21 protein-coding genes, 1 tRNA gene and 1 pseudogene are annotated in these 25,534 nt (G+C 41.2%); 5 read left to right on the top strand and 18 right to left on the bottom strand.

Translation table 11 applies throughout. From position 1 onward, the window contains the following. Positions 1 to 2: 2 nt before the first annotated feature. The 7 genes from rfbD to ACAM37_RS04275 form a co-directional block, all read right to left on the bottom strand. The gene (rfbD, locus tag ACAM37_RS04305; RefSeq protein WP_369626669.1) at positions 3 to 917 is read right to left on the bottom strand and encodes a dTDP-4-dehydrorhamnose reductase; all 915 of its coding nucleotides are present in this window, start codon (positions 915 to 917) and stop codon (positions 3 to 5) included. Between the two features lie 32 nt (positions 918 to 949). Beyond that, positions 950 to 2,017, bottom strand: coding sequence for a dTDP-glucose 4,6-dehydratase (gene rfbB, locus ACAM37_RS04300; RefSeq protein WP_369626668.1), 1,068 nt, complete (start codon positions 2,015 to 2,017; stop codon positions 950 to 952). 22 nt (positions 2,018 to 2,039) lie between these two features. Beyond that, positions 2,040 to 3,971 carry a polysaccharide biosynthesis protein gene (locus ACAM37_RS04295; protein ID WP_369626667.1) on the bottom strand — a complete coding sequence of 644 codons (1,932 nt, stop codon included), beginning with the start codon at positions 3,969 to 3,971 and terminating at the stop codon, positions 2,040 to 2,042. A 44-nt stretch (positions 3,972 to 4,015) separates the two neighbouring features. After that, a complete protein-coding gene (locus ACAM37_RS04290) occupies positions 4,016 to 6,184 on the bottom strand; it encodes a polysaccharide biosynthesis tyrosine autokinase (RefSeq protein WP_369626666.1) in 2,169 nt (722 codons plus the stop codon). Between the two features lie 99 nt (positions 6,185 to 6,283). Next, on the bottom strand, positions 6,284 to 6,715 hold the full coding sequence (locus ACAM37_RS04285; protein WP_369626665.1) for a low molecular weight protein-tyrosine-phosphatase: 432 nt from the start codon (positions 6,713 to 6,715) through the stop codon (positions 6,284 to 6,286). A 16-nt stretch (positions 6,716 to 6,731) separates the two neighbouring features. Next, the gene (locus ACAM37_RS04280; RefSeq protein ID WP_369626664.1) at positions 6,732 to 7,850 is read right to left on the bottom strand and encodes a polysaccharide biosynthesis/export family protein; all 1,119 of its coding nucleotides are present in this window, start codon (positions 7,848 to 7,850) and stop codon (positions 6,732 to 6,734) included. A 318-nt stretch (positions 7,851 to 8,168) separates the two neighbouring features. After that, positions 8,169 to 8,255, bottom strand: a tRNA-Leu gene (locus tag ACAM37_RS04275). A gap of 242 nt (positions 8,256 to 8,497) precedes the next feature. Between ACAM37_RS04275 and modA the strand changes: the two genes are divergently transcribed. Further along, positions 8,498 to 9,439 carry a molybdate ABC transporter substrate-binding protein gene (gene modA, locus ACAM37_RS04270; protein WP_369626663.1) on the top strand — a complete coding sequence of 314 codons (942 nt, stop codon included), beginning with the start codon at positions 8,498 to 8,500 and terminating at the stop codon, positions 9,437 to 9,439. 40 nt (positions 9,440 to 9,479) lie between these two features. Here the strand turns inward: modA and ACAM37_RS04265 are convergent, their stop codons facing one another. The 4 genes from ACAM37_RS04265 to ACAM37_RS04250 form a co-directional block, all read right to left on the bottom strand. Further along, positions 9,480 to 9,899 (bottom strand): HIT family protein, encoded by a 420-nt coding sequence (locus ACAM37_RS04265; protein ID WP_095355331.1) that lies wholly within the window; start codon positions 9,897 to 9,899, stop codon positions 9,480 to 9,482. A 70-nt stretch (positions 9,900 to 9,969) separates the two neighbouring features. Then, complete coding sequence (locus ACAM37_RS04260) at positions 9,970 to 11,325, bottom strand: serine hydrolase domain-containing protein (protein ID WP_369626662.1); 1,356 nt, start codon at positions 11,323 to 11,325, stop codon at positions 9,970 to 9,972. 97 nt (positions 11,326 to 11,422) lie between these two features. Then, on the bottom strand, positions 11,423 to 12,319 hold the full coding sequence (locus ACAM37_RS04255; RefSeq protein ID WP_369626661.1) for a MaoC family dehydratase: 897 nt from the start codon (positions 12,317 to 12,319) through the stop codon (positions 11,423 to 11,425). Positions 12,320 to 12,577: 258 nt separating this feature from the next. Beyond that, positions 12,578 to 13,960, bottom strand: coding sequence for a 3-oxoacyl-ACP reductase (locus ACAM37_RS04250; RefSeq protein ID WP_369626660.1), 1,383 nt, complete (start codon positions 13,958 to 13,960; stop codon positions 12,578 to 12,580). A gap of 325 nt (positions 13,961 to 14,285) precedes the next feature. Here ACAM37_RS04250 and ACAM37_RS04245 point away from each other — a divergent pair, with 325 nt between their 5' ends. Next, the gene (locus ACAM37_RS04245) at positions 14,286 to 15,599 is read left to right on the top strand and encodes an acetyl-CoA C-acetyltransferase (RefSeq protein ID WP_369626659.1); all 1,314 of its coding nucleotides are present in this window, start codon (positions 14,286 to 14,288) and stop codon (positions 15,597 to 15,599) included. A gap of 134 nt (positions 15,600 to 15,733) precedes the next feature. Here the strand turns inward: ACAM37_RS04245 and ACAM37_RS04240 are convergent, their stop codons facing one another. Further along, entirely contained in the window at positions 15,734 to 16,024 is a 291-nt protein-coding gene (locus ACAM37_RS04240) for a YeaC family protein (RefSeq protein WP_160001629.1), read from the bottom strand. Between the two features lie 252 nt (positions 16,025 to 16,276). Between ACAM37_RS04240 and ACAM37_RS04235 the strand changes: the two genes are divergently transcribed. Beyond that, entirely contained in the window at positions 16,277 to 18,313 is a 2,037-nt protein-coding gene (locus ACAM37_RS04235) for an Lnb N-terminal periplasmic domain-containing protein (protein WP_369626658.1), read from the top strand. Positions 18,314 to 18,349: 36 nt separating this feature from the next. Here ACAM37_RS04235 and ACAM37_RS04230 read toward each other — a convergent pair. The 5 genes and pseudogenes from ACAM37_RS04230 to ACAM37_RS04210 all read right to left on the bottom strand — a co-directional run. After that, positions 18,350 to 18,481 (bottom strand): annotated as a pseudogene (locus tag ACAM37_RS04230) (AEC family transporter); the annotation flags it as partial. Positions 18,482 to 18,493: 12 nt separating this feature from the next. Further along, complete coding sequence (locus tag ACAM37_RS04225) at positions 18,494 to 19,600, bottom strand: RNA-guided endonuclease InsQ/TnpB family protein (RefSeq protein WP_099808147.1); 1,107 nt, start codon at positions 19,598 to 19,600, stop codon at positions 18,494 to 18,496. 160 nt (positions 19,601 to 19,760) lie between these two features. Next, the gene (mnmG, locus tag ACAM37_RS04220) at positions 19,761 to 21,647 is read right to left on the bottom strand and encodes a tRNA uridine-5-carboxymethylaminomethyl(34) synthesis enzyme MnmG (RefSeq protein WP_201666268.1); all 1,887 of its coding nucleotides are present in this window, start codon (positions 21,645 to 21,647) and stop codon (positions 19,761 to 19,763) included. A 207-nt stretch (positions 21,648 to 21,854) separates the two neighbouring features. Next, complete coding sequence (locus ACAM37_RS04215; RefSeq protein WP_007117325.1) at positions 21,855 to 22,139, bottom strand: hypothetical protein; 285 nt, start codon at positions 22,137 to 22,139, stop codon at positions 21,855 to 21,857. A 175-nt stretch (positions 22,140 to 22,314) separates the two neighbouring features. Further along, positions 22,315 to 23,259 (bottom strand): DUF3025 domain-containing protein, encoded by a 945-nt coding sequence (locus ACAM37_RS04210; RefSeq protein WP_369626657.1) that lies wholly within the window; start codon positions 23,257 to 23,259, stop codon positions 22,315 to 22,317. 305 nt (positions 23,260 to 23,564) lie between these two features. On the opposite strand from ACAM37_RS04210, the gene ACAM37_RS04205 reads away from it, so the two are divergent. Next, entirely contained in the window at positions 23,565 to 24,509 is a 945-nt protein-coding gene (locus tag ACAM37_RS04205; RefSeq protein ID WP_369626656.1) for an RDD family protein, read from the top strand. Here the strand turns inward: ACAM37_RS04205 and ACAM37_RS04200 are convergent. Continuing rightward, a complete protein-coding gene (locus ACAM37_RS04200) occupies positions 24,506 to 25,144 on the bottom strand; it encodes a methyltransferase domain-containing protein (RefSeq protein ID WP_369626655.1) in 639 nt (212 codons plus the stop codon). The genes ACAM37_RS04205 and ACAM37_RS04200 overlap by 4 nt on opposite strands. Positions 25,145 to 25,234: 90 nt before the next feature. On the opposite strand from ACAM37_RS04200, the gene ACAM37_RS04195 reads away from it, so the two are divergent. Continuing rightward, positions 25,235 to 25,447 (top strand): DNA gyrase inhibitor YacG, encoded by a 213-nt coding sequence (locus ACAM37_RS04195; protein ID WP_369626831.1) that lies wholly within the window; start codon positions 25,235 to 25,237, stop codon positions 25,445 to 25,447. Positions 25,448 to 25,534 lie beyond the last annotated feature (87 nt).

The raw sequence follows: 25,534 nt of genomic DNA, 5'->3' as shown, positions 1-25,534 counted from the left end.
TGCTATTCCTTATTTAATAATTCTGTAACGGTATATGCTACGCCCTGCTTCCAATCTGGTAATTGTAGCTCAAAACGTGCCTGGATTTTTTCATTATTGAGTCTTGAATTTAAAGGACGTTTGGCAGGCGTGGGATAATTACTGGTTAAAATGGGTTCTACATGTTGAATCGTCAGTTTTTCGCCTTGCTGATCTGCCAAGTTAAAAATCAATTTGGCATAGTCATACCAAGTCGTTACCCCTGTCGGCACAAGATGGTAATGACCCCATAAGCTTGCCTTGACTGATTCATCTTTTAATAGATAATAGCGAAGCGCTTGTGCAGTTACATCAGCAATAAGTTCAGCAGAAGTAGGCACACCATGCTGGTCATTGATGATTGTTAGATGCTCTTTGGTTGCGGCTAAACCAAGCATAGTTTTGATAAAGTTCTTGCCGCGACTGGCATAAACCCATGAGGTACGAAAATTTAAAAATTTCACACCGGTTTTTTCAATGGCAATTTCGCCATCACGTTTGGCTCGACCATAACTATTGACTGGTGCCGTGCTATTATCTTCTTGCCACGGTACATCACCTGAGCCATCAAATACATAATCCGTGGAATAATGCACTAGTAAGGCATCTATCTGTTGGCACTGCTCTGCCAAATTTTTAACGGCTAAATGATTGATTAAGTCATTTTGCAGTTGCTCACTTTCCGCTTTATCAACAGCGGTATAAGCCGTAGCATTGATAACAATATTGGGCTGTATGCGGGCAATTGTTTGATTGATTTGCTCAAAATTACTGACATCGCCACAATCACCTTGGTTATTGATATGACGGTCTAATGCAATCATCTCACCCAATGGCTGTAAAGCACGCTGTAGCTCCCAACCAACCTGACCATTTTTACCCAATAATAAGATTTTCATCTTCATTTTCCTTTATATCGAATTTAATCTTACTATTGGTATTGTTTTTCGACCCAGTGTTGATACTCACCAGATTTTACATGATTAACCCAGGCTTGGTTTGATAAATACCACTCAACGGTTTTTTGGATACCTGATTCAAAGGTTTCTTGCGGTTGCCAGCCAAGTTCCTTATTTATTTTTGAAGCATCAATGGCGTATCGTAAGTCATGTCCTGGTCGGTCTTTGACAAAGGTGATTTGCTGTGTATAGGATTGCCCATCCGTTCTAGGTTTAATGTTATCCAAAATTGTACAAATCGTTTTTACTACGTCAATATTTTGTTTTTCATTATGGCCACCGATATTATAAGTTTCACCTACTTTGGCAGTAGTAGCTACTAAATACAAGGCTCGGGCATGATCTTCAACATACAGCCAATCACGAATTTGCTTGCCATCACCATATACAGGTAACGGCTTGCCATCTAAGGCATTTAAAATCACCAAGGGAATCAATTTTTCAGGAAAGTGATAGGGACCATAATTATTGGAACAATTGGTTATCACAATCGGTAAACCATAAGTGCGATGCCAAGCGCGTACAAGATGGTCGGAACTGGCTTTGCTGGCTGAATAAGGCGAGCTTGGACTATATGATGTCGCTTCGGTAAATAAATCTTCCGTACCTTCCAAATCGCCATAGACTTCATCAGTGGAGATATGATGGAACTTGAAACGCGATTTCTTATCTTCTGCTAAATTTTGCCAATAATTTCGGGCAACTTCTAAAAGAGTATAAGTCCCGATAATATTGGTCTGAATAAAGTCCATCGGCCCATCGATCGAGCGGTCAACGTGCGATTCAGCTGCTAAATGCATCACAATACCGGGTTCAAAGTCATCAAACGCCTTTGTCATTGCCACTTTATCACAGATGTCAGCATGTAAAAACTGATAGCGCGGATTATCATTGACTGATGCTAATGATTCTAAATTGCCCGCGTAGGTCAATTTATCAACATTTAATACTCGATTATCTGTATTATTGATAAGATATCGTACCACTGCAGACCCAATAAAACCTGCACCGCCAGTAACTAAAATATTTTTATTTGTCATAAATTAAATCCATCATAAATTATTATTGCTTAGGCTTATACCCTTCTACATATTTAAAGAACTGCGCTCTAAGCCACTGCGTATTTTTGGTAGTATTATTTTGGGTTTGTACATCATTTATTACGTTTGTTATTTCATCAAAGCTATAAAAATGTTCTTTGGCTTTCATAATTAAAGGATGCTGGGTCTTCTCTATATTATCCCCATCAATAATCAGCTCTTCATACAGTTTTTCACCAGGTCGTAACCCTGCAATGACAATTTCAATATCGCCATTCGGATTATTTTGGTCTTTAACTTTAAGTCCACTCAACGTAATCATGCGTTTAGCGAGATCCATTATTTTAACAGGCTCACCCATATCCAGCACGAATACCTCGCCACCATTTGCCATCGCACCTGCTTGGATAACGAGCTGAGCAGCCTCAGGAATAGTCATGAAATACCTTGTCACGTCTGGATGTGTCAGGGTGATAGGCCCGCCAGCTGCAATTTGTTTATTAAACAGTGGTACGACAGAACCCGATGACCCTAATACATTACCAAATCTGACCATACTGATAGTGGTTTGTGATTGGTCTGCAGCCATCGCTTGGCAGGCTAACTCTGCCATGCGTTTGGTCGCGCCCATGACATTGGTTGGTCGGACGGCTTTGTCAGTGGAGATGGCCACAAAAGTCTCTACGCCCGCACTCACTGCGCCTTGTAGCGTATTAAACGTACCAACAAAATTATTGATTACACCCTCGTATTCGTTACTTTCGACGATAGGGACATGTTTATAAGCGGCTGCATGGTAGATGGTTTGAACGTCGTACTGGTTACACAACAGTTCAATAATTTTTTGATTGGTAACACTGCCTAGATGAACATAGAGCGGCGTTACAGTTGGTAGTTGTTTTTCCTGCTGAATATGTTTGGCAAGTTTTTGTAGTTCACCATGTATGGCGTAAAGCGCATACTCCGACAGTTCAAATAATACCAAGGCTCTTGGTTGCTGCTTTAAAATTTGGCGACATAACTCACTGCCGATTGAACCGCCTGCTCCTGTCACCATCACAACTTTATCTTTGATGTTTTTGGCAAGCAGCGATGTGTCTGGTTTAACCGTATTGCGTTGTAGCACATCTAGCACATCAACCGGTTTAATATCTGATAATTTAATTCGGCCACTGGTGATTTCTTCCAAACTTGGAATTTCACTAATTCTAACTGGTACGTTTTCTAATTGCTTGATAATACGCTCTTGGATATGACGCTGATGGCTAGGTAATACAAAAAATACATGATTAACTTCTAATTCTGTAATTAAAGACTCAAGGTTATCTTTAGGATAGACTTTAACCCCTAATACCCTAGCACCAATGAAATTATCATTGACATCGATAATCCCAACTATTTTAAATTGGTGCGTTTGATGCAGCACATGCATCAAATCTTTGGTGATATGACCCACACCGTAAATTAATACATTTTCTTTTTTTTGTGTATAAAATTCAGGATGTAAGGTTCTTGAAATAATAAATTGCAAAACAATTCGGCTATTCCATATCCATATATAAAGCAAAAAAACATGGATAGCGGTCGCTGCTCTAGGGATATCAGGCGTTACCTCTAAAAAAATCAGTATTTGACTAATTAGTAGATAACCTAACAAAACTACGAGCGCCCAGCGCATACTCTCATCTTGAAAAACGCGGATAACATGCGAGTAAAACTTAGTAACCGCTAAAAAGATAACAGGTAAAGCGGCAAGTAGCATAATTGACAAGATATTGGTATGAAAATCAAATTTTGCATACCTCAGAGCAATCGCTAATATCAAAGTAATAATAGATGCAATATAATCTATGACAAACAGACTCACTACTTTTAGCCAGCGAGGCTGCTCAATCGCACTGGATAATACGGTAAAAGCTAAAGGCGCTTTAGCAGCGTTAGTTGTATTGCTCATATAAAACCTAGTAGATGATATGGCTATGGTTCATCTTTATATCGTTAATTTTTTGATTTGTATTCATAACCATAGTGATAATTATAGGCGCCAATTAAAGACTGCTTAGCATCATTGAAAATAATCCCTTCTACTTTTACATTCGCACGTTGTAGTTTTTCGACTGCATAATTCACTTGTTTTACGTTTGAAACGTCATATCGTACCACAAATAAGACTGAATCCACCAACTGCCCTATCGATAGCGCATCTGATGTGCCCATGACTGGTGAAGTGTCGATAATGATATAATCATAAAACTGACGATAAAAATCTAGAAGCGCTTTCATTTTTCCATTTAATAATAATTCTGAAGCGTGGCTGTGGCCTTTGCCCCTAGGTACAAAATGCAGATTTTCATATAGCGTGGTTTGAATCATATAGCTGCTATTAGCCGCATCAATCGTATCATCAACCAAATAATCAACCAATCCATTGATATTTGGCAAATTAAATCGATCTTGCAGATGACCTAACCTAGCATCCGCGTCAATTAACAGGACACGTTTGCCTGTTATCGCCATTGCCACGGCAAGATTGGCAGCAATAAATGACTTACCAATACCAGGTCCTGCACTAGTCACTAACAACGTATTGCCATCAGTTTTTGTTGCATTAAACAATAAATGAGTGCGAATAGACTTAAAGCCTTCACTGACAACCCCTTCAGGTTCAATTTGCTCAACCAACGGAATTTTAGTTGATTTACTTTTTAACAACCGCGTTAATCGAGGCGAATGAGGAATGACACCAATCACCGGAATATCTGTATTGTTCTCTAATTCTTCTAGATTTTTCACACCCGCAAAAAGCAATGATTTTAAGAAGGCCAGTCCGATACCTAACATCAAGCCTAAAAGTGTCGCAATTAGGACAATTTGTGCTTTTTTTGGTGCGATAGGTTCATAGGTGTTAATAGGTAAATCTATGATGCGTACATTACCCAATTGTCCAGATTTGACAATTTGTAATTGCTCGTAATTTTTGAGCATATTTAAATAAATTTCATTGCTAATCTTAACATCACTCGATAATTCTAAAAACTGACGTTGAACCTCTGGAATACGCGTAATATTTTGTTTAAGAGCATCTTCTTTGTCTTTTAGCTCTTGTATTTGCATATTTAATTGCTTTAATACCGGATATTCATCCGTATAGCGCTCGGATAATTCGGCTCGTTTCAGCTCAAGTTCACGAAGGTTGGTTTCAATCTCAGATCTTACTTTGATAGCTAATTCGGCTTCTTTATCGATATCAACTGTCGCATTTTGCTCACGAAAATTATTAAATTTTGCTTCAGCTTCCGCGAGTTTCGATTTGAGTTTAGGCAGCTGCTCTTGCATAAACGCAAGAGTTTTAGTCGTTTCCGCGCTACTTTTATCAAGATTTTGCGTTTCATACATTTTAACGATGCGCGTTAAGGTATGGGTGATTTCATCTTGATTAGCGCCTGTAAGTGAAGCGTCTAGAATGCCCGTTTGTTTACCTTTTTCAGCCACCGCAAGATTTGCTCTAAGGCTATCTATCGCCTTAGCCGGTGTAAGTTTACTCAAGTTATAAGAATAACCCGGGGCTAATGAGGTCACTTGAATATCAATATTACCCGCACTCGTTTTAAAACGCGATGCGGTTGCAACTTTACCCGTAAACTCTACGCCATCCGGAGAGATCAGTTTAAAATTTTGGCTGTCAATTGCTGTCAACACGAAATTCTTGTTTTGATAAGCTAATGGTACATTAAATTCAGCTATCCAAAGCCCCACCTTTAAGTTACCCACACCATTGTCTGTATGACTAACTAGAACACTTTTCTTGGTAATTAATTTGTCTAAAAAACTGTCTTTAAGTTGATTGACCGTTAAATCCAAATGCAATTGGTTAATCACAGGCCACAGAATCATGCGAGAATTGATGATTTCTACTTCCGTCTGTGCAGAACCATCTTGAGCGTTTAGAAGACCGGCAACATCCTCGCCTAACGCAGAAACGCCTGAGGATTTTTTGTCGACTTGAATCAATGAGTTGGTTTTATAAATTGGCGTTGCCGATTGGGCATAGTAAATACCGCCTAATAAACCAAGTAACAGCATTGATAAAATTAATTTCCAATGATTTAATAAGACCGCGATTAACGCTCTTAAATCAATTTCATCATCATTTACTTTCTGATCCATGCTTACTCACTTGATGCTAAACTACGATAAATACATTTTAATTGTTACAGAATAAATAAATTTTGCTGATAATTTCGCAAAATTTGCTAGCGTCAGAATTTACGCTAATTTATCCTTCCAGCTTTCTATGGCTCTACTAAGCACTGCTCGACTTTCATAAAATTTTTCAATGGGTAGTTTGTAAGGATCGGCTACATTTTCATTTATCCAGTGACCAATCCGATATACTTTTCCACGTTGGCTTGAGTAATTTTGTTTTAGCCAATTCTCTTGATCTTTGGACATACAAAGTACTAAATCAAAGGTTTGCATCAATTCTTGAGTAAGCTGCTGGGCGCGATGACTACGCATATCAACATTCCATTCATCCATCACTTGAATGGCTTTTTCATCGGCCCCTTCGCCCACTAACGCGCTTAATCCCGCTGATTTAACGATTAGATTAGGGTGCTGTTTCTGTAATAGCGCTTCACCGATGGGGCTACGGCAGATATTACCGACGCATACCACTAAAATTTTTTTAAATGACATCGTTAATTTCCACTCGTTAAAAACTGCTAGCTACACTTGTAATTGAAGTTAATGGTAAGATTTGACTGATTACACGGTTCCAACGCGTTAGGCCTGTTGGGTCTACATACACGACATCACCCGGCTGCATTTTGAATCGATTTGCAACCGAAAAATTTGTAATAGAAGTTAAATCAATATGATAAATATTTGACTCGTTTTGGTAGCTGTTTTCTCTTAGTACGTATACCTTTTTGGCATTTGCAGAGGTAGGCACCATACCATTGGCTTCCCCAATGGCACTAATCAAACTTAATCCATTTTCAGGAATTTGGATCGTACTAGGTTTGGTAAACTCACCCATTACCGTGACTTTATGATTGGTAATATCACCGACTTTGATAGTATCACCATTTCTCAAATATAGCGAGTTTGGGGAGTATCCGGCATTTTGTAGTGATTTAAAACCAAAGTTATAGCTTCTACCATCGCGTATCAGCTGAATATTGTCGGTATCTGAGGTGTTGATTGTACCGCCTGCCATACTGATGGCGGTATAAAGATTGACGGGCTGATCTGCAATGTCATATTGTCCAGGCGATTTTACCTGGCCATCGACATAGAACTTATGCCCACGATAGGAAAGAACTTTCACCTGAGGATCTGGGTGTTTAAGATAGCGAGATAAACGGCTAGCTATTTGGTTGGTGAGCTGTGAAACTGTTAACCCTTCAGCTTTCACTCGTCCTATCATTGGAAACTGCAAAAAACCACTCTGGTCGACCAGGTAGCCATTGGCATAAATATTATTCCCTGTCGATTGAACGACAGGTGTGATTTCAGGATATGCTGGTAAGAATATTTGAACCACATCACCTTTTGCAATTGTACTATAGGTTGCAGCGGATTTTGAGACAGGCGGAAATGAGAGTGTTCTCGGCCCTAATAGGTTAGGCATAGGAATATTATTTGCCGACAGTTCGGTCACATTAAACCGCATGCCATTATCTGCTACAAATGACACGGGTTGGTCGGGTACTGTCGATTCAGGCAATTTACCAACATTCATACCGCTAGTAATTGCTGTCTTAGAGCTACATCCAGCAAATGAAAGTGCAAAAATGATAGGAGATAATTTTATAAGCTTTGCTAACATGTGACAATCTCGTAGAATAAAAACTCGTAGAATAAAAAGCAAAATCTAACAGTATTAACCAATATGGTGCGTAATTGTAATAAAAGTTTAATGATACACACTTGTAAATTTTGTAAATTTAAGTAAGCGACATAGCTATCATGACCTATCACTTTATCATGTTAACTATTGAAAAAAGCATTAACTCTTATTTTCAATAATATTTAATCCATTATAGCATTATAGATTTGCTTGATAAACAGTTAAACATAACATCTTAATCATTTATATAGCAATTTTAACTCAAAAAAAAAGCCCCTGTAATTAGGAGCTTTAATTTGGTACCAGTGGTCGGACTCGAACCGACACGCTTTCAAAGGCAACGGATTTTGAATCCGTCGTGTCTACCAATTTCACCACACTGGCATAGATGGCTATAGCTTGTTAGTTTATCTGTAATCGGCTATGTGGGGTGGTATTTTAGCAACTTTATTTTTTTTTGCAACAACTTTTTAAATTATTTCTGCCTAAAAACAAAAAATACCTAAAAAATAATTTTTCAATAAAATCGATACGTTTTTTACACACTCACTTACCACTTTGTATAGTATTCTTGCCCGCCACTTAATCATAATATCGCTAAAAACTCGGGTTAAATTTTTTAATTTATGACTTTTAATCAACCTGCCACGATCTGTTTTAACACAATGCTATGTATTATTACAGCATTCATAGCAGGTTGTAATTCTTCAAATAACAATCAGAATTCTACTGCGGCCAATAACCAAGCTAGCAAAGAATCTGCCAAAACTATTTCAAACAATGCACCTGTTGCCTCTTCACCCAAAGCGATTGAAAATCTACATATAGCCGCTTTTTCTAATCTTCGCATGGTATTGCCTATCTTGGTATCAGATTTTAACCACAATTATCCGAATATAAAGATTCAAATTACCTTTGAGCCCAATGCTGCGCTGTATGATAAGGTCAATGCCAATCCTCAAAGCTTTGATATTTATTTAGCGGGTAATCAGAGTTATCCAAAGCAAATGCTTGCCAGTGTTAAGGGTGTTAAAGCAGCGCCTTTCACTTATACCCGGGGTCAGCTAGTGCTTTATAGTCATAAATACCCCATGGACATTAGCCCTACAACCACGCTTGATCAATTGATGCTCGACAATAAACCCTTTAGTTTAGCGATAGCCAATCCAGAGAATTTAGCTTATGGCGTGGCAGCAGAAGCCTGGTTGGTCAATCAAAACCTTTATAATAATATCAAGCCTAAGATTGTATATACCAATACCCTAGATGAAACTTTTGCGTTAACGGATAGTAGGAAAGCAGATTTTGGATTTGTAAGCCTCTCGCAAGTATTGAATAAACCCAATAACATTGCCCTGCAAAATGTCAATACACTAAGCAATAACTATTTGATACTGCCTAAAAATAGTTATCCGCCAATTCTGCAAGATGGCATCATTTTGAATCACCCTAACACCAGTCAAATCTTTGTGGATTATCTAAAGTCGGTAAAAGCACAAGATGTTTTAACCGATGCGGGGTTTTTACCGATTTGTACCTCGACAACTATCTTACCTGCTTGCAAATAGGGGGTTGGGTGTTAATTATCCGCTACTTGCAAGTCGCGAATTAATTTGCAATCGCTGATTTTAATTGATTAGCCAGCGCTGCTAGACGCTCATGATCGCCTTGACGATCTTCATGCAATCCAAGATGATAAATACTGCTTGGAATCAAATGAACGTGGTAATGAAATACCGATTGTCCTGCCTCAGCATTATTTAACTGCATCTGCACAATACCTTGGCGATTAAATACCTTGCGCTGCGCTGCCATGACTTTTTGCGCGGTGCTGAAAACTGCCGCTATATAATCGGTTGGCATATCCGACAATTCAACGGCCTCACATTTTGGAATCACTAAAACATGCCCTTCTGCCATCGGCATGATATCCATGAAGGCAAGCGTTTTATCATCTTCATAAACTTTATGGCTAGGAATCTCACCACGAAGAATTTTGGCAAAAATATTTTGATTGTCATACTGCATTGATTATATTCCTTTTATTGTTTAAATGCGGCTAAAAAACGAGGCTAAGAAATAATCCTCAGCAATTAGGCTAAACAAAAAAATCTAATATGGTTTCATTCAAGATAAATTGTCGATCATCACCCAGCATAGTGACATCATAATTATGTACAAAGCTCACTGCTAATGCGCGACTGGGATCACACCAGGCCATAGACCCATTATACCCCATATGTCCAAATGCATCAGACACATCATGGAACAGACTAAACACACGATGATAACCGAGTCGCCACGCCATTACCGCTGGCATGATTTTGTCAAATTGCTGATTATGAATGGTTGAAAGCGCCTTAAAAACAGCAGAACTGATTAACGTTTTACCTTGCCAAACGCCGCGATTTGCAAGCATAGCGTAGACTGTTGCCAACGCTATCGCGCTGGCTACTCCATTTGCGGCAGGAATTTTCGCCTGCAGGGTGACAGGGTGATAATAATTAAATTGTCTGCTACCGATGGGTACCAGCGCAGATTTATAGTCTTCGATATTGATATTAGCAGGTTGAAAATACAGCGCGTTAATGGCCTGCGTTGTCAAAGGAGAGCCCGATTGAGACAATGTTAACCACTCGGGGTAAAAAGGCAAGGATTGATAAAATTGTAGCGTTGAGTCAGCATCTTGAGTGAGTAAAGGTTTAGCTTGAGTCTCTTTGGCACGTATTTGACCTGCCACCTGTTCAACTTTGTCTTTGGGTACCCCAAAGTAAGCTTGACCGATCAAATCGAGCGGTTCCAATAAATAATATTCTAGGGCTTGCTGCAGGGGCAATTGGGTTACTTTTTCAATCAGCCCACCCAATACCCAGCCGGATACCAAGGCACTATAAGCCGCGCTAGAATCCGCATGGGAAGCCACGTTAGATTGAGTTGACTGATTGACAGATTCTTTATTAGCTGAAATATTAGCTGAACTATGCGTAATAGTTGGACTATTTAATGCCATTTGCTCAACATTACTGAGCATCAATTGCCAATCTAGCATATCTTTGGCATGTTCGGTAATACTGACAATATTAAATAATCCCGACTCGTGGGTTAGCATATCACGCAAAGTGACGCTATCTTTGCCATTTTGGGCAAACGCTGGCCAATAGCTAGCCAGAGTTTTGTCATACGCTAAAAGATTTTGACTCACTAAAATATGAATCAACGTAACCAGTATCCCCTTGCCTGTCGAAAAATTCAGCGACAGGGTGGATGGTTGCCAAGGGGTAATTTGCTGGTTAGTTTTATCAATATTTGCGATACCGTGAGCCAATTGAGTGACCGCTTTACCTTGATGAAGAATGACCAGACTGCAGCCACCTACCTTTTGATTAAGATCAAATTGTGATAACAGTTGTGCTAGGTTTTGATTGAGCGCTTGATAATCCATTAAATCTTTCATTGCTTCAATAGCATCCTAAAAAATCCTGTGCTAAAAAACACTTTGCTAAAAAATAGCCGCTTAACATTGAACCTTTATTGAAATTTTTCTGTCGCTATTATTTAGCCTGCGCTTGGGTTATTTTCCCAATCAAATTGGCTTTTGGTGTAGTAGGATCATACACACCAAAATCCACCTGCTCGTCACGATTATCAAACTTTGCGATAAACTCCACTTCAGAGGGCAAAAAAATCGGCAATTTAAACGTTACATCACAGGTAAAGCTCTCTGGCAAATCGCCCAACGCTCCCAAACATTTGGCTTTTGTCCACATGCCATGGGCAATCGCTTTTGGAAAACCAAATGCCTTGGCAGATAAAGGATGCAAATGAATTAGATTAAAGTCCCCAGAAATAAACGCATAGCGACGCCCAATATCTTCAGGAATTTCCCAAAATTCATGCATATCATTATCATCCAGTGTGGGCTTGGCTTCTACTTGCGTCGTCGATGATTTTTGAGTCGTTTTTTGACGTTTTTGGCGTGATAAATACGTTGAAGTCCCTTCCCAAACCAGCTCATCTTTTTCAAAAACTTTAGTCACAAAATCAAATTGCTTACCACGATCATGGTCGCGCAGGTTAGCAAAGCTCACCGCCATTTTAAAAATTGCGCTATCTTTAATGCGCCGATATTGGGTAACACTGTTTTGCACATGAATCAAGCCGAGCATCGCAAAGGGAAATGGCTCTTTGACCATCATGTTCATCTGTAACGACTGCGACAGCACCGCAAAATACGTCGGCGGCACGTAGCTATTATTTTCAAAACCACAAATCCTGCGGTAATCGGCTAAATTATCATGGTCGATTTCAAGCGTATTGACGCTATAAGTAGCATTGGGCAACACCGCATTAGCTGATTTTTCTTGGTCGCCAATGGGTAAAAAACTTTTGATAATATTGGCATAGGTGGTGTGCGGCTTTGGCAAACGACTAAAATTTTGGTCTGACATACAGACTGTCCTTACTTTTTTACTTTTTAAGCTTGAGCCAAAAAATGGCTATTTGATTAGATAGTATTCGGGGTATATTCCATTACTTTTCATTACCGTCAGATCTCAAAATCTGAGAACTTAACTTATTATAATCGAATGTCACAATCTAATTGTTGATTTTTTGCATAAAGCTTAGTTTAAGTTTGACTTAGAAAAAATGATGAAAAAAAATCAGTAGCGATATTTTCGATACTGATTTTTTCAGCCCTTCAATAATTACGCACCCAACACACTTTGACCACAGACGCGGACAATGTTGCCATTGACGCCGCCCGATGCAGGGCAAGCCAGCCAAGCAATGGTCTCAGCCACATCAATCGGCAAACCGCCTTGGCTCATTGAGTTCATCCTGCGACCTGCTTCTCGAATCGCAAAAGGTATGGCAGCGGTCATTTGGGTTTCGATAAATCCTGGGGCTACCGCGTTGATGGTAATACCGTTCTTCAACGTAGGCGCAGTCGCTTGTACCGCGCCAATCACGCCAGCTTTGCTCATGGCATAATTGGTCTGTCCCAAATTGCCGGCAATACCACTAATGGATGATACACATACAATTCTCGCGTTTTCATTGAAACTGTCATGACTGAGTAAATAATCATCAATTTTTTCTTCCGCATTGAGATTGACGTTCATGACGGCATCCCACATGTTATCATCCATTTTTGCCAATGTCTTGTCACGGGTTATGCCGGCATTGTGGACAATACCATCTAAGCCGCCACGTTTGGCTGCCGCTGCGGCTATTTTTTCACCGGCATCGTCGGCTGTGATATCTAATGTTAAGGTAGAGCCGCCTATCTCACCTGCCACTTTTTGCAAGTCCGATTGCTGTGCAGCCACATCGACACAGATGACATGTGCGCCATCACGCGACAATACTTTCGCGATGGCTTCACCAATACCTCGGCTCGCACCAGTCACCACCAGTGTTTTACCTTTTAAAGGCTTTTGCCAATCAACCGTGACTGGGTTGCCTTCACCCACTCTCACCACTTGTCCTGACACATACGCAGAACGCGGTGAGGCAAAGAAACGAAGCGTAGATTCAAGGTTTTGCGCCGCATTTGGGTCTACATAGATAAGCTGGCTTGTGATACCGCGTTTAAATTCTTTACCGACGGATTTGACAAATCCTTCTAAAGCACGCTGGGCTGCTGCCTGTGCGATGCTGGTGCATTTTTCAGGTGGCAAGCCAATGACGATAACGCGACCTGAGCGGTCAATCGAACGCGCAATCGGATGGAAGAAGTTGTAAACTTGTTTCAGCTCATGGGTTGTCTTGATACCTGAAGCATCGAAAATAGCCACTTTAAAATACTGATTCGCGCCAAACTGCTCAGCGTCAATCTGAGCATTTTTTAAAGCATCACGCGCTGACTCATTGGGGTCTAGATAGACATCCGCTTGCACATTGGCCAATACTTTGGCGATGTCATTTGCCAGGACAGCGTTTTCACTGACCCCAAAGATGACACTGCCTGTCACAGGTGCTTGCTCGTCTTTATAACGTTCAAGACTAATTGGCATTGGTAGACCCAAGTTTTGGGCAATCTTACGTCCCAATGGATTTTGCACAAATTCGGAATAATGGTCTGACATAAGGACTCCTTTGTATAATTTGTTTTGCTTAGGCTATTAGATGAGACTAAATTTAACAGAGCTACTAAACATAAATACTGTGTAAATTTTATACCAATCAAGCAACCTTGAACAGTCATATCAAATAAAATTTTATTGGTTTTATTGATTTATATAAATTATCGTTATATATATACTTTTAGGCGATATTTTTGTCTACGTTTTATGGTAACATCACTGCAACTTAAAAAGTTTAGTTATTTTTAAAAGATTTCGTTATTTTTAAAAAGTTATTTGCTTTAAGCTTAGCCAATTTTTTTAATTGATTGCTCAAAAGGACTTTTCTATGGACAATTTTCAACACCCAACTCAACAGCCTGCTGGAAAAAAGGTCGCTATTTTAGGTGGCAACCGTATTCCATTCGCTCGCTCAAATGGTCAATATACCAATGTCAGCAACTCTGAAATGTTGACAGCTGCGCTTAATGGCTTGGTGGAACGCTATAACTTACAAGATAAACGCTTGGGTGAAGTGGTGGCAGGCGCGGTCATTAAATTAAGCCGTGATATCAATCTCACCCGTGAATGTGTGTTAAGCACGGCGTTAAGTCCGCAAACGCCTGCTTATGATATATCACAGGCGTGTGCTACGGGACTACAAGCGGCTTTCGCGGTGAGCAATAAAATCGCCTTAGGGCTGATTGATTCGGGGATTGCAGGCGGTGTGGACACCACTTCTGATGCCCCTTTGGGCATTGGTGATGGGCTGCGTAAAGCGCTGTTAAAACTTAATAATGCCAAAACCAATAAAGAGCGCTTGCAAGCGTTATTAAGCATTAACCCAAAAGACTTGATTGATGCACCGCAAAATGGTGAACCTCGCACCAAATTATCGATGGGTGAGCACCAAGCCATCACCGCACTTGAATGGGCGATCACTCGTGAAGCACAAGATGAGTTGACCTTTAATAGCCATAAAAACTTGGCACGTGCGTACGATGAGGGTTTTTTTGATGATTTAATCACGCCATTTAAGGGTTTAACACGCGACAATAATCTACGTCCTGATATTTCGTTAGAAAAATTGGCGTCATTAAAACCTGTATTTGGTAAGAAAAATGCCAACCCGACCATGACGGCGGGCAACTCAACACCGCTGACCGATGGCGCGTCTTGTGTGTTATTAGGCACAGATGAGTGGGCTGCAGCGAATGGATTAAAACCGCTTGCTTATCTCACCTACCAAGAAACCGCTGCGGTTGATTTTACCGGTAAAAAAGGTGTTAAAGAAGGCCTCTTGATGGCACCTGCATATGCTGTGCCACGTATGTTGGAACGTGCCGGATTGACGCTGCAAGACTTTGATTATTATGAAATTCATGAAGCATTTGCCTCACAAGTATTGTCTACGCTTGCTGCGTGGGAAGACGAAAGTTTTTGCAAAGAACGCTTAGGTCTTGATAAGCCACTCGGCGCGATTGACCGCAGTAAACTTAACGTAAATGGCTCATCACTTGCTGCAGGGCATCCGTTTGCCGCAACGGGTGGTCGCATTCTTGCTAGCGCCGCTAAACTACTGGATCAAAAAGGATCGGGTCGTGCGCTGATTTCTATCTGTGCTGCGGGCGGACAAGGTGTGGTCGCCATTTTAGAAAAATAATCAACTAGCTAATACCAAGTACTTATACTTAAGTACTTATACCTAAGTACTTAAGTATTCAAATAATTGATAAATAAGTACTTAAAAAAATAGTGTAAAAAAGGCGAGATAATGCACTCGCCTTTTTTTATCGCCTAACTAAATTTAATCGGTTTTTCACCGTCCTCGTCCTGCGGTTTATTTGGGTAGTGATGATCATGACCGATATCACAGTCTTCTGCCGCTTTTTTGGGTCGATGAATATAGCCAGTGCGCTCTTCGACGCCCAAAAATTCATGCTCCCACACCATCACCGCTTGCATACAAGTTTGACGCTGTTCTTGCGTCAACTTTCGACCATCTTCCCATTTGCCAAGCGAAATCGCTTGACGAAATTTTTCAACAATTTCAGGCGTTAACGCTGATAAAATCGCTTGTTTATCCATGACCCAATTGTCCTTATACCCTTCAATAAATCACAATAGTTTAAAAAAATTTTGCTAAATAATTAAAAAATTATAGCAAATTAAGCGGATAAAATCTATTTGGCAAGTTATCTTATAGCCAGCTAGCTGCCTACAATGATGTGATTACAAATTGGGCAATGTTAATTTGCACACAGATATTATATGCTTTGCTTATCAAAAGTTGTGAAAACTTAGCTTATAAAAATTTACCTTATAAAATAGAGCACCGCCATGAACTTTCTCAAATACAGCTATCATCAACACGCTGTAACCCGTGTTTTTAATCAAAAAAAAACAGCTTTTAATCAAAAGCAGTTGGCTAAAGCAGTCTTTGTATTGAGCCTAATATCCGCTCAACATTATGCGTTAGCAGCGCCTGTGTCACATGTATCGCCTGCGCCCGCTCAGCAATTCTCGTCACATACAGCCCTATCTACGCCGACGCCTACTGCCGCCACCCAAGCACTGCAAACGGCATTGACATCAGCCCATAAGCAAAACTTAGCTGCGCAAAAAGCGTGGCTGCGGTTGTTGTATTATCCTGAAAACATCACCACAAAACAGCTCTTTGAGAGTCGGGTCAACAATCGTTTTAACTCACAAGCGAGCCAACGACAATTTTTTGCCAGCGCGCAAGGCGCCAAAAATCCACAAGCAGAGCTTGATGAAATCCTCACACAGTTATTTCACCCTACCAAAAAAAATAATGCCTCTGTCCAATGTCGCTTTCCCGCTCGTACACAGTGGCTCATTGAAAACTTAACCATCGATACCTCAACCATCCCTAATCAACATTGCGATGCACTCGATTCATGGCTACAAAAAATCAATCCCCAATCTGTCTCATTAATTTTTGCCAGTGAGTATTTAGATAGCCCACCGTCTGCATTTGCCCATAGTTTTTTGCGATTTGATAATGCCGACCTTAGCAATCAATACTATTTGAACTTCACCCCGAAAGTCAGCGACGGTGAGCATTTTTTAAAATTTGCTTACAAATCCAGTATCGGTGGCAATGCGGGCGAATTTACCATGACCAATTATCAGCAAGGTATTAAAGAATATTTGCAAGATAATGGGCGCAATGTATGGCAATATCAGCTCAATCTTACTGATAAACAGGTTAAACAACTTGCCTATCGAACTTGGGAAATTAAAGACCAAAACCTGCCCTATTATCTGTTATCCGATAACTGCGCCTCTGAAATTTTGGTGTTACTAAATTCTATTTTTCCTGATAAAAATTTTTTAGTGAATCACTCCCCAATGATTTCCCCTGCCCAAGTGGTACGCATGTTAAATCGCGAAAATTTGATTCGCTCTACCAATTTTAGTCCTTCAACACCGACTATTGTGCAAGCGCAATTAAACGCCCGTAACGCGGCAAATCATCCCAAGGCTTTTAACAATCCCCATCAAGATATAGCGTCAAGTCCTCAGATATTGCCTAGCCGCGACAATCCTGTACTGGCTAATCCTTTAAGTCGATTTGATATCGGGGTTAGCCAGCATTCGTTTGATAGGGTCAGTGGACGACCTAAATTAGATAGTAACCAGGCTATCACGTTAAATTACCGCATGGTGTACCGCGATGCGTTGGATAAAATTGATGGCTATCCCATAGGCTCACAATTGACGGCATTAAATATCGGTCTTAGCATCCATGACAACGCTGACCACCAAGATACCGTGCAACTTGAGCAGCTAGGATTATTTGATGTGCGTTCATTGCATCCGATTAATAGCGCAAAAAAAGGCAATTCTTGGGGTGGCAATATTGGCCTACAGCGAGTCTTTGACGGTATCAAGGGTACTAGCAGTAGCAACAAAGATGACCACAGCGCTACAGACAATCATTTGGTCGCAAATATTAGCGGTGAATTTGGTAAAAGCGTGGCAATCGGTAGCGCTGCCCCAAATACAGGCGATATGCCCGCCAATATTTGCTATGGCTTGGGTACTATTGCAGCGCAGTTTGGTAAGGGCTTATATCATGGTTATCGTGCTGGGCTTGGCGTCAATATTGGGTGCAATGCAGAATTGCGTCCAAATTGGCGTGCGATATCGGAATTAACACTGCCGTTTTGGTTAAGTGGCGACAGCGATAATGAAAGTTACTGGCAGCCCAAACTCAGTATTGGTAGCCAATATGATATTAATCAAACCAATGCGATTCGGGTCACCGCTAGCCGTGAATGGTTGCCGAAGTCCGACATTATCGATAACGTTGATGAGGTTGCGCTAAAATGGCTACACTATTTTGAATAATCTATTTTGAATAATCTACGCCTAGCCAATTTTATGCTATGCCAAGCCAAAATGGCGCAACAATGCCATGCCGATGGCTAGACTAAACATGGAAAACACGGTAGTAAATCCTAAAATATTGGCGGCTAATATTTCATTGCCCCCCATGCTGCGAGCCATCACTTGACTTCCTCCCCCTCCCTATCGTTCGGGGATTCCTTCTGCAAGACGGTCAAGCCCGACCGCAAGAATGTTCTTACTGGCATTAATATCTCTATCATGCCATGTGCCACACATTGCACAAGTCCATTCTCTTATTCGCAAGCCTGCTCTACCTTTCGGACTATTGCGGTCAATTTGACCGCAACACGAGCAAGTTTGGGTAGTGTATCGCTCTGATACGATTTCAAAACGACAACCTGCGTTCTCGCATTTATAGGTCAATTGTCGTTTCAGTTCAAACCAGCCTGCATCGTAAACCGATTTGGCGAGTTTGCCTTTTTTACTGTTAAATTGGGTAGTTCTAACATCACCTACCACGATTAGGGCATTGTCTTTGACTAATTGGGTGGTGAATTTGTGGATTAGGTCTTGGCGTGTGTTTTTGATTTTGGCATGGATTGCCTTGACACGCTGTTTGTTTTTGGCACGTTGGGCGGTGGCTAACGCTTTGGCATATTTGAGCGTTTGCTTGATTTGTAGTTTGTCGCCATTTGAGGCGGTGGCACTGTCTTTTAAGCCTAAGTCAACGCCAATGCTACCTGTACCGCATTGTGTTTTAGGGTAGTCTTTGACAGTGATACAGGCATACCAACGGTTACGGCTGTCTTGCACCAACTCGCAAGTGTTAATTTGATATAGGCTAAGGTTGTAGCTGTCCCATAGGTCGATGATTAGTTTCTGCCCTTTGGCTAAAGATAGTTGTAAGGTGGATTTTAAGCCTTTTTTACCAGTTTGGTGCGTGGTAATGTGTTTGATGGCGGATTGTTTGAATGGTAGCCAACCCAAGCTTTTACGTTTTGATTTTGGGTTGTTGGTTCGCCATGATAACTTAGCTTTTTTGAATTGTTTTCTAGCTTTGGCGTGGGTTTCGTTAATGGCTTGAATAGTTTGAGAATGTAAACCAAGTAACTCACCGCTACCTTTGGTGTAGTCGTTTAGGTCATAAGCACTAAAGAATTTACCAGTCTTTTGTAGGTGTCTGTAACTCAAATCATTGACATAATTCCACACGAAATTGACCAAACCGCTTAGGCGATTTAGTTGGTCTTTATGTTTGTCTCGTATGCGTAACTTGAGTGTTTTCATAGGATTATTTTAGCAAAATTTATGCAAGCGTTATAGTGCATGAGTTGTCTTATATCCACCGCCTAAAGTCGGTGGTTTTACGGCAACAGAGGATAAAAAAGTCCCAAGTATGGCACATACCAATACCATGGGACTTATCGAGCATGAGCATGGCTTAAAGTTAAGAGCTTAGCACTTCACGCGCTTTTTTGCTTTTTTTAATCATCATTGCCAAAAGCTGTACCGCAGCTGGCGTGACCCCGCTAATGCGACTGGCTTGGGCAAGCGTCGTTGGGCGCACTTTTTCAAGTTTTTGCACGATTTCATTGGAAAGCCCAGAGATATCATGATAAGTAAAATCGTCTGGAATCAGCGTGTGCTCAAGTTTTTTCATCTGACCGATTTCAACTTGCTGACGATCGATATAACCGGCGTATTTGACACCAATTTCAATTTGCTCGCCCACTTCGGCAGACACGGGAGATTCGGTCAATTCGCTAATATCATCAAATGACACGTTTGGACGTTTTAACAAATCAAGCGCGTTATTCTCTTTGGTCAATACTTCGCCGGTTTTATCGATAAATGATTGACCAAGCGTATTAGTGGGCGTTGCCCAAAGCGAGCGTAAACGTGCGGTTTCTTGCTCAATCGCTGTCATTTTATCGCTATACACTTGCCAGCGCGCATCGTCCACCAGTCCTAAGTCACGCCCAATTTCTGTCAAGCGTTGATCGGCATTGTCTTCCCGTAGCAGCAGACGGTATTCGGCACGACTGGTAAACATACGGTACGGCTCTTTGGTACCATGAGTGATGAGATCATCTACCAACACACCGATATAGGCTTGGTCGCGGCGCGGTGTCCAAGCATCTAGTCCTTGGGTGCGACGTGCAGCATTTAAGCCAGCTAAGATACCTTGCGCAGCGGCTTCTTCATACCCTGTCGTTCCATTGATTTGACCGGCAAAAAATAGGTTATCAATCGATTTGGTCTCAAGGCTTGGTTTAAGATTTTGTGGGTCAAAATAATCGTATTCAATCGCGTAGCCAGGACGCAAGATGTGCGCATTTTCCAGCCCTTTCATGGATCGGACTAAAGCCAACTGAATATCAAATGGCAGACTGGTTGAAATCCCATTGGGATAAAGCTCATGGGTGGTCAACCCTTCAGGCTCAATAAAAATCTGATGGCTGTCTTTATCAGCAAACCGATGAATTTTATCTTCAATCGAAGGGCAATAACGGGGACCAATGCCTTCAATTACGCCTGAATACATGGGTGAGCGATCCAGCCCGCTGCGGATAATGTCATGGGTGCGTTCATTGGTATGGGTGATATAGCAGTTGATTTGGCGCGGATGCATGGACACATCGCCCAAATATGACATGACTGGCAGTGGTGTATCCCCGGGCTGCACGGTCATGACACTAAAATCTACCGTGCGCGCATCAATGCGTGGGGGCGTGCCTGTTTTGAGGCGTCCAACCGGCAGCTTGAGTTCACGCAATCTATCTGCCAAACGGATAGAAGGCGGATCGCCTGCACGTCCACCTTTGTGGTTTTCTAGTCCAATATGAATAGTACCACCTAAAAAAGTGCCAGAGGTCAACACCACTGCCCCGCAAGCAAATTCAATCCCTGATTGGGTAACCACGGCTACCGCTTTGCCGTTTTCAACCAAGATATCATCCGCCGCTTGTTGGAAAATATCCAAGTTTGGCTGATTCTCTAAGGTATGGCGAATCGCCGCTTTATATAAAATACGGTCCGCTTGCGCGCGTGTGGCACGGACAGCGGCACCTTTACGGCTATTTAACACACGAAACTGAATCCCTGCTTTGTCGGTTGCAAGCGCCATAGCGCCGCCCAACGCATCGACTTCACGCACCAAATGCGACTTGCCAATCCCGCCAATCGCAGGATTACAGCTCATCTGTCCCAAGGTTTCAATATTATGCGTAAGTAGAAGCGTCTGTTGACCCATGCGCGCAGCCGCTAGCGCCGCTTCTGTGCCAGCATGACCGCCACCAATCACAATTACGTCGTAGATTTTAGGGTATTTCATTGTGTCACCCATGATTCGCTTGTCAATAAAAACTGACAATTATACCATGCTTAAACGGCTATCGATTATTTTTTTATCAATGCCAATCATTGAGTATTTGGGGTGATACTTTGCTTTAATAATTACCAACGACATGACGAAAAAATCTAACTCATAAAAAAATCCAAGTTATTCGGCTTGGATTTTGATTGATTCGCGGATTTATAGTTATTGTGAATCGATTTGGCTATCGCGGATGATTAGTAATTCATCTTTTAGACTTGTGACTTTAAGTTCGTTGGCATCATTAAACACTTGGATATTAGCGCCTTTGCTATCTTTATAATCTTTGTGACGACGAAAGTTGTGCTCAATTTCAAAACGAACCACCGTCTCAAGCAATGATTGTAATTCTGCTAAGGTATAGTGTTCCCACTGAATTTCAAGATGGGGGGCTAATTTACCTGTAATCATACGAACTTTATTATCAATTTTGACGACTTTGGTGGTCATGCTGATACTCCAATATTTTTATTAGTCATTATGAGTTTCATCAATAAATGCGGCTAGATGAACTAGAAATTGCTTTAATGCTAACGGATTAACCGGCTTTTATCAAGCAAGATTCATAGACTGGGTAATCACCCCCAACCACTCTAGCCACGGTTATAAATTTTCTGGTCACTTATCAGTCATGTAATGAAAAAATAGGCGCGCTAAAAGCTCTTGGACGCCTGAAAACAGCCTCATCTTGATAAAATTCTGGTATCACATTGTCATCACTATAGCCAGGGATACCCATCACAGGTAACGGCTGAAAGCTTTTGGATGATAGCTTAACTGCATTATCCGCTAAATATGGCATTGCCAGTTGTCGAAATAGCTTAGCAATTGCGGTATCAAGCTGGTTTCTCTGACTGTCTATGGATTGCTCAAACCAACCCTCATCTACTAAAATCAGCAAGGTATGACTGGTGATATTTTTTCTTGGGTTAACCAATTTTTCAAGCAGGGCATGACCAAATGGAAAAAAGGCAATGGTACGATGTTGACCCAACCAATTTGTTCTATGAGTGACCAAAGCTGCGTGCCATTTAAATGCTTGTAACTGTTCAAGCAATAGTTTATCTGAACTCACCACAATGCCGCCATTTTCATCAAATACGGTTAACGCATTACGCAGGGCTGTTCTGGCGTTATGAATACCATGTCGCAAAATATCTTTGGCATGAAGTTCGTTAAATACCGCTTTAGCCTGCGGAAAATTCAGCCAAATTAAACCGTTCAGCAAATCATGGTGATTGTCACGGGTTGGAATTTTCCCTGTGTTGGCAATAAAACTCTCATAAGCCTCATCCTCAGGCAGACACGCTTGGTCAACAAAGCGAATCGGTAAGTTTTCAAAATTGGCTATACGGCTGGCGTTTACATCCTCAAATCTATCCAAACAAGCATTCAAATTTTCAACAATATTGATAGCATTGATAGCAGGGGCATGACTATGTGTTGAATGACTGCATGTTGCATGGCTGGGTTTTGCGTCAAGCTTGGGAAAATTCGGAAAATAAGTCAAATAGTGATACCAAGGTTTATCAAAATCAATGATGGCGTTGGTGGGATGAGTCGCTGACATAAATACAATCTGATAATATAAGAATAAGAATAAGAAAAATAATCGTAGGCTGAACGAAAAATATTAGCATACTTTTGGTTAACCCCATGACAGATAATTACCACCTACCAATCATTACCAGCCAAGCATAGCTAATGGTTTAGATACTGTTGACTTCAATTCATCAAGCTATTGCGATTTTTTGAATGGCATGTTTGTATAACCTGTTTTGCATAATAAGCGATTTTTAGCACGATGTTGCAAAACATCATATAATAAGATACAGTCATTCAAATTTTACCACCCAGTAGAAGTAGAGTTATTACATGCATATTTTTCTAGCTCGCAATAATGTGCAAGCCGGCCCTTATACCCTTGAACAACTCAATCAAATGCTTGCGACAGGGCAAGTGTTACTCACTGATTTGATGTGGCATCAAGGGATGGATAACTGGAACACAGTCAATGCGATGACGGATGGGCAATTTTTTTACCGTCCAACGATAGATGAAAGCCTGCCAGTCGATACCCACCAACGTGAGCAGCCCGCTTCTGATGAAGCAGATTATATTATTAACAACACGCCTAATCCTATATCGCCTTCAGAAGACGCTGAGAATGTGTGGGATCGGTATTCAGCAAATAACCCGTACAAATCCCCTAACCCTACCAAGGTCACTTTGAGCAAGAAACTTGGCTCCAAGCAAGACATTGCCCATGCCAAAAAACAGCTAGACCTTGCCAGCATCGGTAGCCGTATCGCCGCAAAATTGGTAGATACCCTACTTATGGTATTGGCGTCGTCGCCGCTGTTCATTTCCCTTTACAACAGCCCAAATTTTGATAAATTACTCAAATGGGCAGAAGCAGGACAAACCCGATTGACGTCTGCCCAGCAGATGGAACTCATGTCAGCGTTACCTGAGCATATATTGCTGCTAACCAATATTTTAGTATGGGGCTTAATCATTGCGCAGGTCCTATTATTGATGCGCCGTGGTCAGACCATCGGTAAGATGATAATGGGCATCCGTATTTTGGATCGCAAATCCAATGCCATTCCTGGATTTTTTAACTTAATCATTATGCGTTGGTTATTTACCACATTGGCTTACTCTTTATCGATTTTTGGTTTGGTTGTGTTAGTTGTTGATTTGGTCATGATGCTCACCAGCAAAGAGCGATTAAGCCTACATGATAAAATCGCCAAAACTTATGTGGTACGTGCCGATGACACCCAAACCACGCCCCTTGCGTTAAAACCTGATTAGAGTAAATTAAAATCATCAAACCGTGTGGTATAACCATGCGGTTTTTTTATGGTCAATTGCCAACACGCCTCGCCACGCGCTAGGTATTTCACCTCAAAATGCGTGCGTTCACTATGATTGGGTACTTGGGTTTTCTCCACCGGTACTTGCCAAACCGTCTGTGCTTTATGCTCAGCTTCATCAATATAACTTTCAATATTACTGGCAATTATAAGCTCGCCATTTGGTTTTAACCGAGACAGTAACCACTCAAAAAACGGCATGTTAAGCCAGCGTTGGTTGGGGTTATGCGGCTCTGGATTGGGATAAAGAATAAATACCCCTGACAAGCTTTGCGCGGGTACAGCATGGGTGACCCAAGCAATGGCATCAGCATGAATAGTGGTTAAATTAGACAACTTCGCTTGATTCGCCATTTTTTGCATGGCTTGATATTTTTCTGCGGTACGTTCAATCGCGATAAGATGGGCATTGGCATTATGGCTGGCAAAACTCAAGGCATGCTTGCCTTTCCCTGCACCGATTTCAAGAAAAATGGCGGGTTGCTGCCAAAATGTTGCGGCAAGTGGCTGAAAATCTCTGGGATGACGGATACGATCGGGTTGAAACGGTCTGGTAAATTGATGACTTAGCATGAACAGTCGCTTGATTCGCCCAAAAAAAAGGATTTATAGTATACTATGGCAAATAATCCGATACACCATTTTTCAGAATACCTTTTGTTTATGTCTAAAACCGAGCCGACCCCATCAAATGCACCTGTCAAAACTTACCCCTGTCCGCGCTGCGGCAAACCCACCGTTTGGGCAGATAACCCCACCAAGCCATTTTGCAGGGCCCGCTGTAAGCTCATTGACTTAGGCGCATGGGCGAATGAGGACTATAAAGTCGGTGCAGAAGACACCCCGTTTAGTGACGAATTAGACGCTTTTAAATAACGTAGATTTGATTGGTTAGTGATTGCGCTAGCTATGATTTGCTAACTATGACTCGCTGACTATGATTCGCTAACTATGATTAAAGGA

The organism is Moraxella sp. K23 (genome assembly GCF_041154765.1).
Classification (GTDB): Bacteria; Pseudomonadota; Gammaproteobacteria; order Pseudomonadales; family Moraxellaceae; genus Faucicola; species Faucicola tetraodonis.
Note: the sequence above shows the minus strand (reverse complement) of the source record. Positions and strands in the feature narration are given on the sequence as shown.